The organism is Mycobacterium barrassiae (assembly GCF_025822765.1).
GTDB classification, from domain to species: domain Bacteria; phylum Actinomycetota; class Actinomycetes; order Mycobacteriales; family Mycobacteriaceae; genus Mycobacterium; species Mycobacterium barrassiae.
Genome location: NZ_JACKUK010000016.1, coordinates 388557 through 405463 on the forward strand (window position 1 = coordinate 388557; position 16907 = coordinate 405463).

Sequence of the window (16907 nt, forward strand, 5' to 3'; positions counted from 1 at the left end):
AGCGATCCGTACGTTCGGAGTATGGTCACACTCGCGGATCAAGAAGCTGAGCCGGAGACGGCAGAGACACCCACGCCGCCGACGCGGCGTCACATCGGTTTTGCGCCAAGCGCGTCGATGATCGCCGGCGCGGCAATCGGTGTCCTCTGGGTGTGGGTGCCGATCATGATCGTCGTTTTCGGAATCTCAGCGATCCCCACCGTGATCGGGTTCGCGGTCGCCCTCGTCGTGTTCGTGTACCTGATGCGCGGCGTGGAGTGGATCGAGCGGGTCCGCAGCGAGGCCGTCTTCGGCATGGGTCTGGCCGTGCCGCCCCGAAAAATGTCTTCCCAAACCGGCTTTTTGCGTTGGGCAAACCAATTGTGGCTGGACCTCAACAGTGCCCGGTTCTGGAAGGGCTGCACACACCACTTCATTCGGCTGGCCTACGACATGGCGGCCGTTGGTCTTGCGTTCGCTCTGTTGGCCTTCTCCTTCTTCGCACCGGCCGGCGCATTCGCCATCAGTCGCAGCGGCCCCAACAGCGGAGTGACATTCCTTCCGCCCATGCTGGCGTGGCCGCTGGCCATCGTCGCGTTCGCCGTCGCGGTCGCGATTATCGTGTTCGCGCCCACTCTCGACGCGAAGATCGACAACTGGTTACTCGCGCCGTCGCCGACCGCAATCCTGAAGCATGAGATGAACGCGCTCGACGACGCCAGGCTGGGCGCGTTGACCTCGGCACAGACCGAGCGCTACCGCATCGAGCGCGATCTACACGACAGCGTGCAGCCGCGGCTCGTGTCGCTGGCGATGACGATCGGCCTCGCGCAGACCAAATTCGACACCGATCCCGCCGCCGCCAAGGAGCTGATCGCTGAGGCCCACGACGACGCGAAAACGGCTCTGCTCGAACTGCGTAACGTCGTCCGCGGTATCGCGCCGACGATCCTCGCGGACCGAGGCCTGGATGCCGCGCTCTCCGCGGTGGTGCAGCGCGCCGCCGTCCCGACACTGTTGAACATCGATCTGCCCCGCCGAATCCCTGAAGATACCGAATCGGTCGCGTACTTCATCGTCGCAGAGGCACTGACCAACGTCGCCAAGCACGCACAGGCGTCGCGGGCCGTCGTCACCGTACGGCTCGACGAGACCGAAAACATGCTCCACGTCTCGGTGTTCGATGACGGCCGCGGCGGCGCGGAGATCACCGACAGCGAAACCGCCACCGGATTACGCGGTCTGGCCGAACGGGTGCGCGCCGCCCGCGGCAAGTTCACGGTTTCCAGCCCCTTCACCGGCTCTACGACCGTCACAGCGGAGCTGCCATGCGCATAGTGATCGCCGAAGATTCGGCGCTGCTGCGCGCAGGTATCGAGCGCCTCCTGACCGACGCCGGCCACGAGGTGGTCGGGAGCGTGCCGGATGCGACGAACCTGCTGCGCCTGGTCAACGAGACCCGCCCGGATCTGGTGATCGTCGATGTTCGGATGCCGCCGACATTCACCGATGAAGGAATCCGCTGTGCAGCCGTGCTGCGCAGTCAGAACCCCGAGTCGCCCGTACTCGTGTTGTCGCACTACGTCGAGGAGCGCTACGCGTCGGACCTGATCACCTCGGACACCCGCGGTTTCGGGTACCTGCTCAAGGACCGCGTCGCCGACGTACCGGCGTTTCTGGACGCGGTCAATGTCGTCGGCAGCGGCGGGACGCTACTCGACCCTGAGGTCGTGTCGCAGATCCTCGCGCGGTCGCATCGCCGCAGCGCGCTCGATCAGCTCACCACTCGCGAGAGCGAAGTTCTTCAACTGATGGCGGAGGGCAGAACCAACTCGGCGATCGCCGCGACGCTACACATGTCGACAGGATCCGCGGAGAAACACATCGCCTCCATTTTCGCGAAACTCGGCCTGGTGCAAGACGACACCGAAAACCGCCGAGTCCTCGCCGTCCTGCGCTACCTCGAGTCGTGATCGAAAGGAATGAAGTCATGACGAACATGAAGTCCGACCGCGAGGTGATCGAGGCCGCCCTCGCGCTGATTGAGGTCGACAACGGCTGGACCCAGGGCACTTACTGGCGTGACGCCGACGGTTACGAGGTGCTGCCCTCCATCGAGACCCCGGGCGAATGGGTGCGGTTGCGCACCGAACATGTCGGCGAGGGTGGCTACCGCGCGCACACCGACGCCGGCACAGCGCCATGCAGCTTCTGCCTCCAGGGGGCGCTGCGCATGGCCGGCGGATGCTGGGGCTTCGGACAGCCCGACGCCGCACACGAACAGATCGAGCGGCTGGAGGCCCTGCTGCTGCAAATGGCCAATTCGGCCGCCACGCCGGGCTGGATGAGCTTGCCCGCCTTCAACGACGACGCGCGCACGACGCATGCCGACGCGGTACTCGTACTCAAGCATGCCGCCGCGCACCTCGAGGCGCAGGAGCAGCCGTGAGCACGGTCGACGTCGCCGAGAAGCCGCCCGAAGTGTCGGGTGGTCACCGCACGATGATGCGGTTCATGCTTGTGGTTATCGCGGTGTTGGTCTCCATCGGCAGCTTGGTCAGCCTCTGCGTTCTTGCGTTCGGGGTGAGCAGCATTCGCGTCGTCACCGACACACAAGCGCTGCCGACCACGACGCGGATGTTGGATATCGACACCGGCGATGTACCGGTAGATGTCCGCTTCATCACCGACGCCACTGCCAAGGAGCCCCGCGTCGACCTGCGTATGGTCACGCGCGGTGACGACACGCATCTGGCTGTCGCCGAAAACGCCGCGGACAGCCGAGTCACGCTGAGCGACAGCGGCTCTGGGTTCCTGTGGTTCAACCGCACCGGTGAGATCAAGGTGATTCTTCCGCCCGATCTTGCGCAGGGCATGAGCGTGAAGGTGAACAATCAGGCCCGCTCGATAGCCTGATCGAGGGCATCGTTGCGTCGTATCGTTCATCCGCGTCCGACCCTCATCGAGAGAGACAGGCACGCACCCATGGCGACGACCAGCCTCAGCCGCGCGAAATAGCATTCCGGGTCGTAGATTCGCCGAAATCGCCGCCCGGAATGCTATTTCGCATAACAACACGAGCCACTAAGCGCGCGTCGGCCCACACATCGGCTCGGTGCACTGGACGACTCCGAAGGAATCGTGCTCTCCGACAATGACGTGGCGCTTGAGGCCATCGATTTGATCGCTCGGACGGATGGCTTCTACGTGCGCGAGCTACCCGGCGCCGGCTGAGCGTGTTACGCCTGGCACCCTACGGGCGGACGCGCATGAGGAACGGCCCTCGGAGTAATCTCCGAGGGCCGTTCCACCTAGTAGCGGGGACAGGATTCGAACCTGCGACCTCTGGGTTATGAGCCCAGCGAGCTACCGAGCTGCTCCACCCCGCGTCGGGTAACCGCAAGGTTACCGAAGGCGCAGCTGCACCTCCAAATCGAGTGCTCAGCCGCCCGGTAGGTCCATGCCGCGCTGCCGCGAGCGTGCGCAAACTCGGACATTTCTGCGGCGTGTCCACCCCAGACACGCACGCTCGCGATTCTGGGGAAACCCGCTAACGGGTCGACTGGTACTTCTTCACCGCATCGTCGAGCCGTTGCAGGGCCTCACCGAACTCGGCGAAATTGCCACTCGTCTGCGCCTCCTGCAGCGCGTCGAGAGCCGTGTTGACGTCTTGCAGCGCTGCGGCTTTGGCCGCCGACAACTGCACCGGCCCACCCGGCGGTACGGCCGCGGGCACTTGCGCATCCGGTGTCCGCTGATTGCCAGGGGGCGGCGTAGCCGATGGCTGGCCGTCGGGCGGCGTGGCCTGCGGCTGCCCGTTGGTCACCGGACCCGTCGGCGCCGGACCGGTGGCGGTGGCGTCCGCACCCGGCCCGAACAGCTCGGTGAGCGCGTCGCGCACCGTCGGTCCGTAGCCGACCTTGTCGTTGTACATCATCGCCACGCGAATCAGTCGGGGGTACGACGACGCCGCGTCGCTGGCACCCGGCGACGCGTATACGGGCGCCACGTACAGCAGGCCACCCTGAGCGACCGGCAGCGTGAGCAGGTTGCCCCACCTGATGCGGTTCTGGTTGTCACGGCCGATCACACCGAGGTCCTGGCTCACCGCGGTATCGGTACTGATCGCGTTGAACGCCAACTTCGGACCGTTGACCTGGCCGGGAATGGTCAGCACCGTGATCTTGCCGTAGGTCGCTGGGTCGGAACTCGCGCTGATGTAGGCGGCGAGGAAGTCGCGACGGAACCGGTTCATCGCACTGGTGAGCTGGAATGACGCCGAACTATCGTTGGCTGCTAGGTCTTTGGCCACGATGTAGTACGGCGGCTGATAGCTGCTCGCGGTGGGGTTGGGATCGAGCGGCACGTCCCAGAAGTCAGACGTGGAGAAGAACGTCACGGGATCGTCCACGTGGTACTTGGCCAGCAGCGCACGCTGAACCTTGAACAGATCCTCGGGATACCGCAGATGCTGTTGCAGTTCGGGGGTGATCTCGCTCTTCGGCTTCACCGTGCCTGGGAACACGTCCATCCAGGCCCGCAGCACCGGATCCTGCTCATCCTGGGCATACAGCGTGACCGTGCCGTCGTAGGCGTCGACGGTCGCCTTGACCGAGTTTCGGATGTAGGACACCTGCTTGTCGATCTGCAGGCGGTTCGCGGCCACCTCGTTGGAATCCGCTGTGGCACTGGACAATGTCGTCAACTGCGAGTACGGGTAGTTGTCCAGCGTGGTGTAGCCGTCCACGATCCACACCAGCCGCTTGTTCACGATGGCCGGGTAAACGGTGGTGTCGGTGGTCAGCCACGGCGCAGCGGCCTCGACGCGCTCAGCCGGGTCACGATTGAACAGGATTTTGCTGTTCGGGCCGATCACGTTGGAGAACAAGAAGTTTCGCTCGGCGAACTTGGCGGCGAACACCGAGCGTGCCAGCCAGCTGCCGACCGGCACGCCGCCACGCCCGCCGTAGGTGTAGTTCTTGGTCTCGGTGTTGGTTTCGTAGTCGTACTCGCGGTCGACGTCGCCGTTCTTACCCACGATCGCGTAATCGGCTGCGGTGTCAGCGATCACCGGACCGAAGTAGATCCGCGGTTGGTCCAGCGGAGCCGGCCCCGGCGAGACGACACTGCCGTTCGCGCCGACGACGCTGGCCAGGAACTCGGGGTAGCCACCGTTCTGGTTCGGATCGTTGGCGACCCCGCGAACGGTGTTGGCCGGCGAGGCGATGAAGCCGTTGCCGTGCGTGTACACGGTGTGCCGGTTGATCCAGTCACGCTGGTTGTCGATCAACCGGTCAGGGTTCAGCTCGCGGGCGGCGACGACGTAGTCACGCAGATTTCCGTCGCGTCCCGTGTAGCGGTCCATCGCCAATTGGTCCGGGAAGTAGTAAAAGTTCTTACCCTGCTGGAACTGGGTGAACGCCGGGCTGACGATCGTCGGGTCGAGCAGTCGGATGTTCGACGTCGTCGCCCGATCGTCGGCCACCTGCTGGGCCGTGGTCTGCGCATCCCCGCTGTAGTCGCGGTAGGTGACCGTTTGATCGGTCAACCCGTAGGCCTGTCTGGTGGCCGCGATGCTTCTGCTGATGTACTCGCTTTCCTTCTGCGCCGCGTTGGGTTTGACGCTGAACTGCTCGACCACCAGCGGCCACCCGGCGCCGATCACCAACGACGACAACAGCAGGAGCACGACACCGATTGCGGGGATCCGCAAGTCGCGCAACACGATCGCGGAGAACACCGCCGCCGCGCAGATGACTGCGATGGCCATCAGGATCAGCTTCGCGGGCAGCACCGCGTTGATGTCCGTGTAACCGGCACCCGTGAACGGCTTGCCGCCGCGGGTGTGACTCAACAGCTCGTAGCGGTCGAACCAGTACGCAACGGCCTTGAGCAGCATCAGGATGCCGACCAACGTGATCAGTTGAATGCGTGCCGCACGGCTCAGTGCCCCGGTGCGACCCGACAACCGAATGCCACCGAACAGATAGTGGCCCAATAGATTCGCGATGAACGCCAGGAACGTGGCGACGAACAGGAAGCTCAGCACCAACCGGTAGAACGGCAGATCGAACGCATAGAAGCCGAGGTCCATGCCGAACTGCGGATCGTTGATGCCGAAGCTGCCGCCATGCAGGAACAGCTGGATGCGGGCCCAGTAGCTCTGCGCCACAATGCCGGCCAGGAACCCGATGAACGCCGGAACGCCGATGCCGACGAGCCGCAGCCGGGTCATCACTGCGGTGCGGTAACGCGCGACCGGGTCGTTCGGGCCGTTGGTCGGGACGAAGACGGGGCGGGTGCGGTAGGCCAGCGCGAGGCCGGCGAAGACGATGGCGCCGATCACCACCGCGGCGATCACGAAGACCACGAGACGGGTGACCAGCTGGGTGGTGAACACCGAGCGGTATCCGAGCTCGCCGTACCACAGCCAGTCGACGTAGGTGTCGATCAGCCGCGGCCCTATCAGTAGGAGCAAGACGAATACCGCGGCGACCACGATGAGTACTCGGCTTCGTCTGGTCAGCTTCGGCATTCTTGCCGCGGGCCGCATACCCACTCGTCAACTCCAGTTTCTAACCGTTGGCAACGTCATCACCGACGTGCCATAACTCTACGCATGCGAAAAGGGACGTCGACCTAGCAATGGGGCCGTTCGCCACCGGCGGACAAAGTCTTGAGCGCGTCGACTGCCTGGTTGAGGGTCTCGACGCGGATCAGCTCCAGCCCGTCCTCGTTGGCCGACTTGGCTTCCTCGCAGTTATCGGCAGGGACCAGGAAGATCGTCGCGCCTGCCTCCTTGGCCGCCAGCATCTTGTGCGTGATGCCGCCGATCGGGCCGACCTCGCCGTCTCCGGTGATGGTGCCGGTGCCCGCGACGAACTTGCCGTCGTTGAGGTCGCCTGTCGTGAGTTTGTCGACGAGCGCGAGGCTGAACATCAACCCTGCGGACGGCCCGCCCACGTTGGCCAGGTTGAAGTCGACGGTGAACGGCGCCCACGGCGCGTCGAGCACCCCGATGCCGAGGAAACCCTGCTCACGGTCGGGATGCTTGCCCAGCGTGATGGTGGCGGCGCCCAAGTCGCCGTTCTTGCGGCGGTAGTCCAGCACCACCGTGTCACCCGGCCTGGTCTCCTTGATCAGCGCCTGGAAGTCATCGAGGTTGGTCACCGGCTTGCCATTGACGTATTCGATCGCGTCGCCGTCCTCGAGCTTGCCCGCCGATGGGCCGTCGTCGTTGACCGACTCGACGGTGACCGTGAGCGGGTATTTGAGGTAGAGCAGTGCGGCGTATTCGGCGCTGTCCTCAGATTGGCGGAAGTCGGTGTTGTTGGCCTCGTCGACCTCGTCCTTCGTCTTGTCGGGCGGGTAGACCAGGTCGCGCGGCACCAGTTGTTCGCGGCCCGACATCCACAGCACCAGCGCCTGCCCGAGCGTCAGCCCGTCCCGCTGCGACACCGTCGTCATGTTCAGATGGCCAGACGTGGGGTGCACCTCGGTACCTTCGATGTGGACGACCGGCTTGCCATCGACCTCACCGAGGGTGTCGAACGTCGGCCCGGGCCCCAGCGCGACGAACGGCACCGTCACCACGGACAGCACGACTCCGAACGCGACGATCGGGATGAGCGCGACGAGCAACGTCAAAATGCGCCTGTTCACGCCGCCCAATGTAGAGGTTGGCGCTCGAGTGGCCACGATCACGATCTCTCTCGGCGAAATCCGGACAGGTCTGTGAGGTGGCTCGATGGAAGCTGGTGACACCGAATCCGGGCCGTTCGGCCGGGCTTCGCTGACGGTGTGACGTGCCCGCTCACGCGGCCACGCACCTGTGAGTACCGTTGAGGGTATGGCTGACCTGCCTTTCGGCTTCTCCGCCGGGGATGACCCCGAGCGAGACAAACGCAAGAAGGACCCGGATTCGGGCTCCGGCGCGAGCTCTGGGGATCCCTTCGGTCTGGGCGGGTCCCAGTTCGACATGTCCCAGCTGGGGCAGATCTTCACCCGACTCGGGGAGATGTTCAGCGGCGCGGGAAGTGTGGCGGCTGGCGGCACCGGGTCCGGCCCGGTGAACTACGACCTCGCCCGGCAACTGGCGTCGAGCTCGATCGGTTTCGTCGCGCCCGTTCCGGAGAAGACCAGCGCGGCGATCGCCGATGCCGTGCATCTGGCTGAGACGTGGCTCGACGGCGTGACGGCGCTGCCCGCAGGCACCACCAAGGCCGTCGCGTGGACGCCCAAGGACTGGGTCGAGAACACGCTGGAGACGTGGAAACGGCTGTGCGACCCGGTGGCCGAACAGATCTCGACCGTGTGGGCCTCGTCGCTGCCCGAAGAGGCGAAGTCGATGGCCGGACCATTGCTGTCGATGATGACGCAGATGGGCGGCATGGCCTTCGGCTCGCAGTTGGGCCAGGCGCTGGGCACGCTGTCACGAGAGGTGCTGACCTCCACCGACATCGGACTCCCGTTGGGGCCCAAGGGCGTTGCAGCGCTGATGCCCGACGCCATCGAGTCGCTCTCCGAGGGGCTCGAACAACCGCGCAGCGAGATCCTCACCTTCCTGGCGGCGCGCGAGGCCGCACATCACCGCCTGTTCAGTCACGTGCCGTGGCTGGCCAGCCAGCTGCTCAACGCGGTCGAGGCTTTCGCCAGGGGCATGAAGATCGATATGAGCGGGCTCGAGGAACTCGCGCAGGGCTTCAACCCGGCCGCCCTGACCGATCCGTCGCAGATGGAACAGCTGCTGAACCAGGGCATCTTCGAACCGAAGGCGACGCCGGAGCAGACCGCGGCACTCGAGCGGCTCGAAACGCTGCTGGCGCTGATCGAGGGCTGGGTCCAGACCGTCGTCACCGCCGCGCTGGGCGACCGCATCCCCGGCACGTCGGCGCTGTCGGAGACGCTGCGCAGGCGGCGCGCCACCGGCGGTCCCGCCGAGCAGACCTTCGCCACCCTGGTGGGGCTGGAACTGCGGCCACGCAAGATGCGCGAGGCCGCGGCGCTGTGGGAGCGGCTGACCGAGGCGGTGGGTGCCGACGCCCGCGACGGCGTGTGGCAGCACCCCGACCTGTTGCCCAGCGCCGAGGACCTCGACGAGCCGGCCGGTTTCATCGACCGCATGATCGGCGGCGACACCAGCGGCATCGACCAGGCGCTCGCCGATCTCGAGAAGTCCGCCGAAAACGACACTGACACAGGCGATTCCGACCACTGACCCGGTGCCTGTGGATAGATCGACGGTGTCGGGTGGATTCCGTGCCAGACTCCACGCATGGGACGCTATGTCCTCGACCCGGCTCGGCCGGTGTTATCGCGACCCGATGGGGTCGTGCAGGTGGGCTGGGATCCGCGGCGCGCGGTGCTGGTCCGTCCGCCGTCGGGACTGACCACGCGGACGCTCGCTGACCTGCTGCGTCGTCTCCAGTCGGGTGCCACGCTGGCGGAGCTGCAGGATCACGTCGACGAGGCGGCTGGCACTAACGTCGCCGATTTGGTCTCCTCACTGGTCGACGCCGGTCTGGTGACCACCACGACGCGACGACGGGCCCGCGCGGCATCCATCCGGATTCATGGGCATGGTCCACTGTCGGATCTGCTCGTCGCGGCGCTGCGCTGTTCGGGTGCCCGCGTCACGCAGAGCAGTCGGACCCATGCGGGCGCAGCGGCCGAGCCGGCCGATCTCGCGGTGTTGACCGACTTCCTGGTGTGCGACCCGCGGGTGGTGCGTGAGCTGCACGGCGCCGGCGTGCCACACCTCCCGGTGCGGGTGCGCGACGGCGCAGGCCTGGTCGGACCCCTGGTCATCCCGGGTGTCACCAGCTGCCTGACGTGCGGCGATCTCCACCGCAGCGACCGGGACGCCGCCTGGCCGGCGATCGCCGCGCAGCTGCGCGACACCGTCGGCAGCGCTGATCGCGCCACGGTGCTGGCAACGGCGGCGCTGGCGCTCAACCAGGTCGACCGCGTCGTACGAGCGGTGTCCCGCGGCGACCAGCTCACCCCGGATGCAGAGCCGCCACCCACGCTGGACGCGACGCTGGAGTTCGACGTCAACGTGGGATCGGTGGTGGCCCGCCGCTGGTCCCGGCACCCGCGTTGCACCTGCTGACAGCGTCTGTAGGCAAGTCGTTGCGGTGGGGTTCAGCGGCGTCGTGGATGATGGACTGGTGAGCGAGATCAAACGGGGTGGGGCCGCGCGTAATGCCAAGCTCGCGGGCCTTGGGGCAGGCATGGCCGGGCGGGCAGCGCTGGGCTTCGGCAAACGCTTGACCGGCAAGTCCAAGGACGAGGTCAACGCCGAGTTGATGGACAAGGCGGCCCAGCAGCTGTTCACCGTCCTGGGTGAGCTCAAGGGCGGCGCGATGAAGGTCGGTCAGGCGCTGTCGGTCATGGAGGCCGCGATTCCCGAGCAGTACGGCAAGCCGTACCGCGAAGCACTGACCAAATTGCAGCGCGAGGCCCCGCCGCTGCCAGCGGCCAAGGTGCACCGGGTGCTCGATCAGCAGCTGGGCACCAAGTGGCGCGAGCGGTTCAAGTCCTTCGACGACACCGCGGTGGCGTCGGCGAGCATCGGCCAGGTGCACAAGGCGGTGTGGGCCGACGGCCGTGAGGTCGCCGTCAAGATCCAGTACCCCGGCGCCGACGAGGCCCTGCGCGCCGACCTCAAGACCATGCAGCGGATGGTCGGTGTGCTGCGTCAGCTGTCCCCCGGCGCCGACGTTCAGGGTGTGGTCGACGAGCTGATCGAACGCACCGAGATGGAACTCGACTATCGACTCGAGGCGGACAACCAGCGCGCGTTCGCCAAAGCGTATGAGGGACATCCGCGTTTCGTCGTACCCCGCATCGTGGCCAGTGCGCCCAAGGTCGTGATCCAGGAATGGATCGAAGGTGTCCCGATGTCGGTGATCATCCGCGAGGGCACCCAGGAGCAGCGCGATCTGATGGGCACGCGGCTGTTCGAGTTGACCTACGACGCGCCCAGGCGCCTGGAGATGATGCACGGCGACGCGCATCCGGGGAACTTCATGCTGTTGCCGGACAACAAGATGGGGGTCATCGACTTCGGTGCGGTCGCACCGATGCCCGGCGGCATCCCCGCTGAGATCGGCAGAGCGACGCGCTACGCGCTCAACGATGACTACGAGAATCTGCTGAAGGAAATGCAGGCGATCGGGTTCGTCCAGAAGGGCGAGCAGGTGTCCAAGCGCGAGATGGACGAGATGATGCGGCAGTACGTCGAGCCCCTCGAGGTGGAGGTGTTCCACTACAACCGTAAATGGCTGCAGCGCCTCACCGCGGTAAACATGAAACCCGACCGTGCGGCGGGCCAGATCAAGGCGGCCCGACAGATGGACATTCCTGCCAAGTTGGCGATTCCGATGCGCGTGATCGCGTCCAACGTCGCGATCTCCTGCCAGCTCGATGCGCACATCCCCGCCAGACGCCTTGCCGCCGAGCTGATTCCGGGATTCGCAGAGGAAGCGGCCTAGCGCCGATCGCCGAAACTGTTGCCAGATCGCGATTTTCGGTGATTTCGCGATCTGTCCGCAGTCTCGGCGAAGTAGCACGGGGCAACCCGACAGCGTTACGCCGCTGCCGGGTTGTCCACAGTGTTCTTGCGCGGTCGCCCGCGCGGACGTTTACGCGCGATGACCATGCCACGGTCGAGAATCTCACCGCCCCAAACTCCCCACGGCTCACCGCGCTCGAGCGCGGCGGCCAGACACTGGCGCCGGATCGGGCAATCCGCGCACAGCGCCTTGGCGCGTTCGAGTTCGACGGGATTCTCGGCGAACCACAAGTCGGGATCACCGATATGACACGGCACCGCAAGCGTCGTCGTCTCTGGGCCTGTCTCTGATGCGATGCTCGTCGCGTGAGCGCTCATCGCAGATGACATGGCTCGTACCTCTGCTTCCTGGGTCGTAGGTTGTCGCATCTGTCTTCTGATGGATCTGTGACCTGGGATTCGGAGGTCCGAATGGTTCCCAAAAAAATTGGCCACGGATCCGGTGACTGCGGGTCCGTGGCCTCTTGGGGCGAATCGTAGGGCTGTCTAGATGTGGCCCCGATCCACGGACGTTCCAGTCGCGGCGGCGGTGCGGCGGCGCTTGGGCTGCGGCGTAATGGCAGCTGCGGCTCCCGCGGCGGCATGCGCCATATAGGCGGGATGCGCCCACGCGGCGGCGGCAGCCGGGACATGGAGGGTCCAGGAACCGCCGGCAATGCGTACGCCGTTAAACGCATTCATGCTCAACATGATCTCGGAACCCTCCTTTCACACGACAAATCACACGGCTGGTTAGGTGCGAACTTGAGGCTAAGGGTAACAGGTGAAACTGACAACCGATTTTCTGACCTGCGGTTTTGGCACGATCTTTACGAGGATTGGCGGCCTTTGACCAGTGCGAGGACGTCGGCGCCGTACTGCTCGAGCTTGCGCGCACCTATGCCGGGGATCGCGACGAGTGCGGCGTCGTCGCTGGGCAGCGTCTCCGCGATGGCGATCAGGGTGTTGTCGGTGAACACCACATAGGCGGGAACGCTCATCTCCTTGCTGGTGCGCAGCCGCCAGTCCTTGAGTTCGGCGAGCAGCGTCTCGTCGATGTCGGACGGGCACCCTTCGCAGCGACGCAAGACGATCGCGGCGGGCGCGGTCAGCGTGGCGTTGCACACTCGGCACCGCGGCGTGACGCCCTTGGATCGTCGGGGCCGACTGGGGGTGTTGTCGCCGGACGCCTGCGGTGCGACACCGTTGAGGAACCGCGACGGCTTCCGGCTCTGCCGCCCGCCCGGCGCTCGGGCGAGCGCCCAGCTGAGCGCCAAATGTATTCGCGCCCTGGTGATTCCGACGTAGAGCAGTCGCCGTTCCTCTTCGACCGGTTCGCTGTCCGGACCGTGCGCCAGAGCGTGGGAGATGGGCAGTGTGCCGTCGGCGAGACCGACCAGGAACACCGCATCCCATTCCAGACCCTTGGCGGCGTGCAACGAGGCGAGTGTGACGCCCTGGACGACGGGTGGATGTCGGGCGTCGGCGCGCTGCCGAAGCTCGACGAGCAGGGCGGGTAGGTCCAGCGACGGGCGCTGTGCGACTTCCTCGTCGACCAGTTCGGCGAGCGCAGTCAGCGCCTCCCACCGCTCGCGGGCCCGGGTACCTGCCGGCGGCTCAGCCGTCAGCCCCAGGGGTTCGAGCACGGCGCGCACGAGTTCGGGAAGCGGGCCCTCGACGTCACGCTCGGCGGCGCGCTGCAGCGCGACCAACGACTGCCGAATCTCCTGGCGGCTGAAGAACCCCTCGCCGCCGCGGACCTGGAAGGGGATGCCCGCCTCGGTGAGCGCCTCCTCGTAGACCTCCGACTGCGCGTTGATGCGGTACAGCACGGCGATCTCCGACGCTGCGGTGCCTGCCTCGATCAGCCGTTTGATGTTCTTGGCGACGGCGTTGGCCTCGGCGACCTCGTCGGGGTGTTCGGCGAACGTGGGCACCGGCCCGGGGTCGCGCTGGCCGACCAGATGCAGCTTGCTGCCCGCCATCCGGCCGCGGGCGGCGGCGATGACGCGGTTGGCCAGCGAGACCACCTGCGGGGTGGACCGGTAGTCGCGCTCGAGGCGGACGACCGCGGCGTCGGGAAAGCGCCGCGAGAAGTCCAGCAGATACTGCGGCGTGGCCCCGGTGAACGAGTAGATGGTCTGGTTGGCGTCGCCGACGACGGTGAGGTCGTCGCGGTCACCCAGCCACGCGTCGAGCACGCGCTGCTGCAACGGCGTCACGTCCTGGTATTCGTCGACGACGAAGCACCGATAGCGGTCGCGGAACTCCTGGGCCACGGCCGCGTCGTTCTCGATGGCGGCGGCGGTGTGCAACAGCAGGTCGTCGAAGTCGAGCAGTGTGGTCCCGTCACGGCGGGCCTTGAGCGTCTCGTATCCCGCATACACCGTCGCGACCTTCTGCGCGTCGAACGGGATGTCGCGACCGGCGGCGGCGACCGCGGCGGGGTACGCCTCCGGGCTGATCAAAGATCCCTTGGCCCATTCGATTTCGCTCGCGAGGTCGCGAACGTCGTCGGTGCTGACTTGAAGCCCGCTCCGGTTGGCGGCCTGGGCGACGACCGCGAACTTGGTGTCGAGCAGCTCCCATCCGGTGTTGCCGACGACGCGCGGCCAGAAGTACGCCAACTGGCGTCGAGCGGCGGCGTGAAACGTCATCGCCTGAACCGACGCGGTGCCCACACCGTCGTCGAGGGTGCGCAACCGGGCGCGCATCTCACCGGCGGCCCGCTGGGTGAACGTCACCGCGAGCACCTGGCCCGGCGCGACGTGCCCGGACGATACGAGGTGGGCGATGCGGCGGGTGATGGTGCGGGTTTTACCGGTGCCCGCGCCGGCCAGCACGCAAACCGGACCGCGGGGGGCGAGCACGGCCTCACGCTGCTCGTCGTCGAGGTCTTCGATGATGCGCGAGCATGCGACCTCCAACGACATGCCGACCATCTTGTCAGGACGGACCGACAAAACCGGGGCATGTCGCGGGCATGTTCGGCGCATCGGCTACGTTGACTGCTCTATGAGTGCTGAGCTGACCATGTACACCACGTCGTGGTGTGGCTACTGCGTCCGCCTGAAGAAGGTGCTGAAGGCCGAGGGCATCGCGTTCAACGAGGTCGACATCGAGGCAGACCCCGCTGCGGCGGAGTTCGTCGCCTCGGCGAACGGCGGGAACCAGACGGTGCCGACGCTGAAGTTCCCCGACGGCAGCACGCTGACCAACCCGACGGGAGCGCAGGTCAAGGCGAAGCTCGGCCGCTGACGCCCAAGTCGCGAGCAGACGCGTAGACCCCCGAAACGTCGTGAAAATGGGGGTGCTTGCGTCTGCTCGCGCGTAATAGGTCGCGTAATCAGTCCAGCGCGGCCCAGGATTCGATGATCTCCCGGGCGATCGAGATCGATCCCGGCAGCAGCAGCCGTGACGGCGAGTCGCTACTCCAGTCGCCGTCGGCCAGCGCGGCGCGGACCTCATCCCGAGTGAACCAGGCCGCCTCCGCGATCTCGCCGTCGTTGAACGAGAACTCCTGCTCCGGGTCACCGATCGCGTGGAAGCCGACCATCAGCGAGCGCGGGAACGGCCACGGCTGGCTGCCCAGGTATTGGACATCGGTCACGTGCAGCCCGATCTCCTCGGCGATCTCGCGGACGACGCACGATTCGAACGACTCCCCCGCCTCGACGAACCCGGCGAGCAACGAGAACAGCCGCTCGGGCCACACCGTCTGACGGGCCAGCACAGCGCGGTCGTGGCCGTCGTGGACGAGGCAGATCACCGCCGGGTCGATGCGCGGGAACTCCTCGTGACCGTTGGCGGCGTTGGCCCTCGCCCAGCCGCCCTTGATCGGCTTCGTGGGCGCGCCGTCGATCGCGCTGAATCGCGCGCTGTCATGCCAATTCAGCAGTGCAGTTGCGGTCGCGACGAGCTGGGCGCTGACGTCGTCGAAGATCGGGCCCGCGCGGCGCAGGTCGAGCACCTCGGTCTCGATGTGCGGATCCTCCGGCCCCTCCAGGGCGGCACGGATCCCCCACACATGCCGGCCATCGCCGAGCCGCCCGAGGAAGACCGCGTTCTCGGGAGGCTTGGGGCCGAGACTGGCCGCCTTGCCGAGGACCACCCTGCCCTCGGAGATCAGCACCTGGTTGCGACGGTCGACACGTAGCACCGCCGCGTCCGGCCAGCCGGCCAGCGCGGCGTCGACGTCGGTGCGCAATACGTCAGCACGGTCGGCGCCGACGCGCGACAGCAGCGGGACGTTGCGGAGCTGGAAGCCGTTCGTCATCTTTCCGCGTCCGCGTTACGGATGTACAACAGCCGATCACCGTTCTCGAGGGCGTCGGCCTCTTCATCGTCGACGCGCAACAGCTTCCCGTTGCGTACGACGCCGAGCACGATGTCGGTGTTGTGCCTTGGCGACCCGCCGACCTCTTTGGGACTGACTTCGCGCTCGGCGATCGCGAAACCGGCGTCGGGGGTGAGTAGGTCTTCCATCATCTCCACAACGCTCGGGGTCTGTACCGCTATGCCCAGCAGACGGCCTGCTGTCTCCGAAGTCACGACCGTCGAGTCCGCGCCGGATTGCTCGAGCAGGTGCTGATTCTCGGCTTCCCGCACCGCCGCGATGATCTTGGCCTTGGGCGCGAGCTCGCGCGCGGTCAGCGTGACGAGCACAGCACTGTCGTCTCGATTGGTCGCCACGATGATCGCCTTGGCGTGCTGAGCGCTGGCGAGCCGCAGGATCTCCGAATCGGTCGCGCTGCCGCGCACGGTGACCAGTCCGGCGCTCTTCGCACGCTCGAGCGCGACGGGGTTCTCGTCGACGACGACGATGTCGGCGGGCGCCACCTCGTCGCCGACCATCGCGGCGGCCGCGGTCCTGCCCTTCGTGCCGTAGCCCACGATGATGATGTGGTTGCGCACCTTGTTCCTCCATCGCTGGATTTGGTAGACCTGCCGCGACTGCGTGGTGAGGGTTTCAACCGTCGTACCGATGAGCACGATCAGGAACGCGATCCGCAGTGGCGTGATGACGAGAACGTTGACGAGCCGGGCCGACGGAGTGACCGGCGTGATGTCGCCGTAGCCGGTCGTCGACAGTGACACCGTGGCGTAGTACAGGCAGTCCAGGAACGTCAGCGGATTGTTGGCGTCCGGCGTGCTTTCGACGTCGCGGTATCCGTGCCGGTCCAGGTAGACGATGAAGACCGCGGCGAACAGCGCGCCAAGGGCGTAGATGACCCGCCGCATGATGCGCTGGGTGGGGCTGACCTGTTCGGTCGGGATCTGGACGGTATCGGTCAGCGCGTGGACCGGTTGATCGGCCAGCGACTGGTCGAATCGGCGGAGCCGACGCCGCAATCTTCCCTTGGCCATCAGAACC

General features: G+C 66.3%; 15 protein-coding genes and 1 tRNA gene. 8 read left to right on the plus strand and 8 right to left on the minus strand.

The genetic code is table 11. The features are described 5' to 3' along the window. Positions 1 to 21 precede the first annotated feature (21 nt). The 4 genes from H7J93_RS07720 to H7J93_RS07735 are packed head-to-tail and all read left to right on the plus strand — an operon-like array spanning position 22 to position 2895. Positions 22 to 1317 carry a sensor histidine kinase gene (locus H7J93_RS07720; RefSeq protein ID WP_267305683.1) on the plus strand — a complete coding sequence of 432 codons (1296 nt, stop codon included), beginning with the start codon at positions 22 to 24 and terminating at the stop codon, positions 1315 to 1317. After that, positions 1308 to 1952: a response regulator transcription factor gene (locus H7J93_RS07725; protein WP_267305684.1), complete on the plus strand. Its 645-nt coding sequence runs from the start codon at positions 1308 to 1310 to the stop codon at positions 1950 to 1952. Before H7J93_RS07720 ends, H7J93_RS07725 begins: the two co-directional genes overlap by 10 nt. Before the next feature lie 17 nt (positions 1953 to 1969). Further along, positions 1970 to 2428, plus strand: a complete 459-nt coding sequence (locus H7J93_RS07730) for a DUF6197 family protein (RefSeq protein WP_267305685.1) — start codon at positions 1970 to 1972, stop codon at positions 2426 to 2428. Then, complete coding sequence (locus tag H7J93_RS07735; protein WP_267305686.1) at positions 2425 to 2895, plus strand: hypothetical protein; 471 nt, start codon at positions 2425 to 2427, stop codon at positions 2893 to 2895. Before H7J93_RS07730 ends, H7J93_RS07735 begins: the two co-directional genes overlap by 4 nt. Before the next feature lie 399 nt (positions 2896 to 3294). Here the strand turns inward: H7J93_RS07735 and H7J93_RS07740 are convergent. From H7J93_RS07740 to H7J93_RS07750, 3 genes are all read right to left on the minus strand, one after another. Further along, positions 3295 to 3368, minus strand: a tRNA-Met gene (locus H7J93_RS07740). 161 nt (positions 3369 to 3529) lie between these two features. Next, the gene (locus H7J93_RS07745; protein ID WP_267305687.1) at positions 3530 to 6538 is read right to left on the minus strand and encodes a UPF0182 family protein; all 3009 of its coding nucleotides are present in this window, start codon (positions 6536 to 6538) and stop codon (positions 3530 to 3532) included. 80 nt (positions 6539 to 6618) lie between these two features. Continuing rightward, a complete protein-coding gene (locus H7J93_RS07750) occupies positions 6619 to 7641 on the minus strand; it encodes a YlbL family protein (protein ID WP_267305688.1) in 1023 nt (340 codons plus the stop codon). A gap of 187 nt (positions 7642 to 7828) precedes the next feature. Here H7J93_RS07750 and H7J93_RS07755 point away from each other — a divergent pair, with 187 nt between their 5' ends. Genes H7J93_RS07755 through H7J93_RS07765 form a run of 3 tightly spaced genes read left to right on the plus strand, consistent with a single transcriptional unit; the run spans position 7829 to position 11474 of the window. Further along, on the plus strand, positions 7829 to 9196 hold the full coding sequence (locus H7J93_RS07755) for a zinc-dependent metalloprotease (RefSeq protein WP_276021455.1): 1368 nt from the start codon (positions 7829 to 7831) through the stop codon (positions 9194 to 9196). Between the two features lie 57 nt (positions 9197 to 9253). Further along, a complete protein-coding gene (locus H7J93_RS07760; RefSeq protein WP_267305690.1) occupies positions 9254 to 10090 on the plus strand; it encodes a cyclodehydratase in 837 nt (278 codons plus the stop codon). Positions 10091 to 10133: 43 nt separating this feature from the next. Next, a complete protein-coding gene (locus tag H7J93_RS07765; protein ID WP_267305691.1) occupies positions 10134 to 11474 on the plus strand; it encodes a macrolide-binding ATPase MABP-1 in 1341 nt (446 codons plus the stop codon). 95 nt (positions 11475 to 11569) lie between these two features. On the opposite strand, the gene H7J93_RS07770 is transcribed toward H7J93_RS07765, so the two are convergent. The 3 genes from H7J93_RS07770 to H7J93_RS07780 form a co-directional block, all read right to left on the minus strand. Then, positions 11570 to 11884: a WhiB family transcriptional regulator gene (locus H7J93_RS07770; RefSeq protein ID WP_267305692.1), complete on the minus strand. Its 315-nt coding sequence runs from the start codon at positions 11882 to 11884 to the stop codon at positions 11570 to 11572. A gap of 156 nt (positions 11885 to 12040) precedes the next feature. Next, on the minus strand, positions 12041 to 12235 hold the full coding sequence (locus H7J93_RS07775) for a hypothetical protein (RefSeq protein ID WP_264073137.1): 195 nt from the start codon (positions 12233 to 12235) through the stop codon (positions 12041 to 12043). Positions 12236 to 12363: 128 nt separating this feature from the next. Then, positions 12364 to 14466, minus strand: a complete 2103-nt coding sequence (locus tag H7J93_RS07780; RefSeq protein ID WP_267305693.1) for an ATP-dependent DNA helicase UvrD2 — start codon at positions 14464 to 14466, stop codon at positions 12364 to 12366. A gap of 82 nt (positions 14467 to 14548) precedes the next feature. Here H7J93_RS07780 and H7J93_RS07785 point away from each other — a divergent pair, with 82 nt between their 5' ends. Continuing rightward, on the plus strand, positions 14549 to 14791 hold the full coding sequence (locus H7J93_RS07785) for a mycoredoxin (protein WP_267305694.1): 243 nt from the start codon (positions 14549 to 14551) through the stop codon (positions 14789 to 14791). Positions 14792 to 14879: 88 nt separating this feature from the next. Here the strand turns inward: H7J93_RS07785 and nudC are convergent, their stop codons facing one another. Both nudC and H7J93_RS07795 read right to left on the minus strand, forming a co-directional pair. Beyond that, positions 14880 to 15809 carry an NAD(+) diphosphatase gene (gene nudC, locus H7J93_RS07790; protein ID WP_267305695.1) on the minus strand — a complete coding sequence of 310 codons (930 nt, stop codon included), beginning with the start codon at positions 15807 to 15809 and terminating at the stop codon, positions 14880 to 14882. Then, positions 15806 to 16900 (minus strand): potassium channel family protein, encoded by a 1095-nt coding sequence (locus H7J93_RS07795; protein WP_267305696.1) that lies wholly within the window; start codon positions 16898 to 16900, stop codon positions 15806 to 15808. The genes nudC and H7J93_RS07795 overlap by 4 nt, the downstream gene beginning before the upstream one ends. Positions 16901 to 16907: the final 7 nt, after the last annotated feature.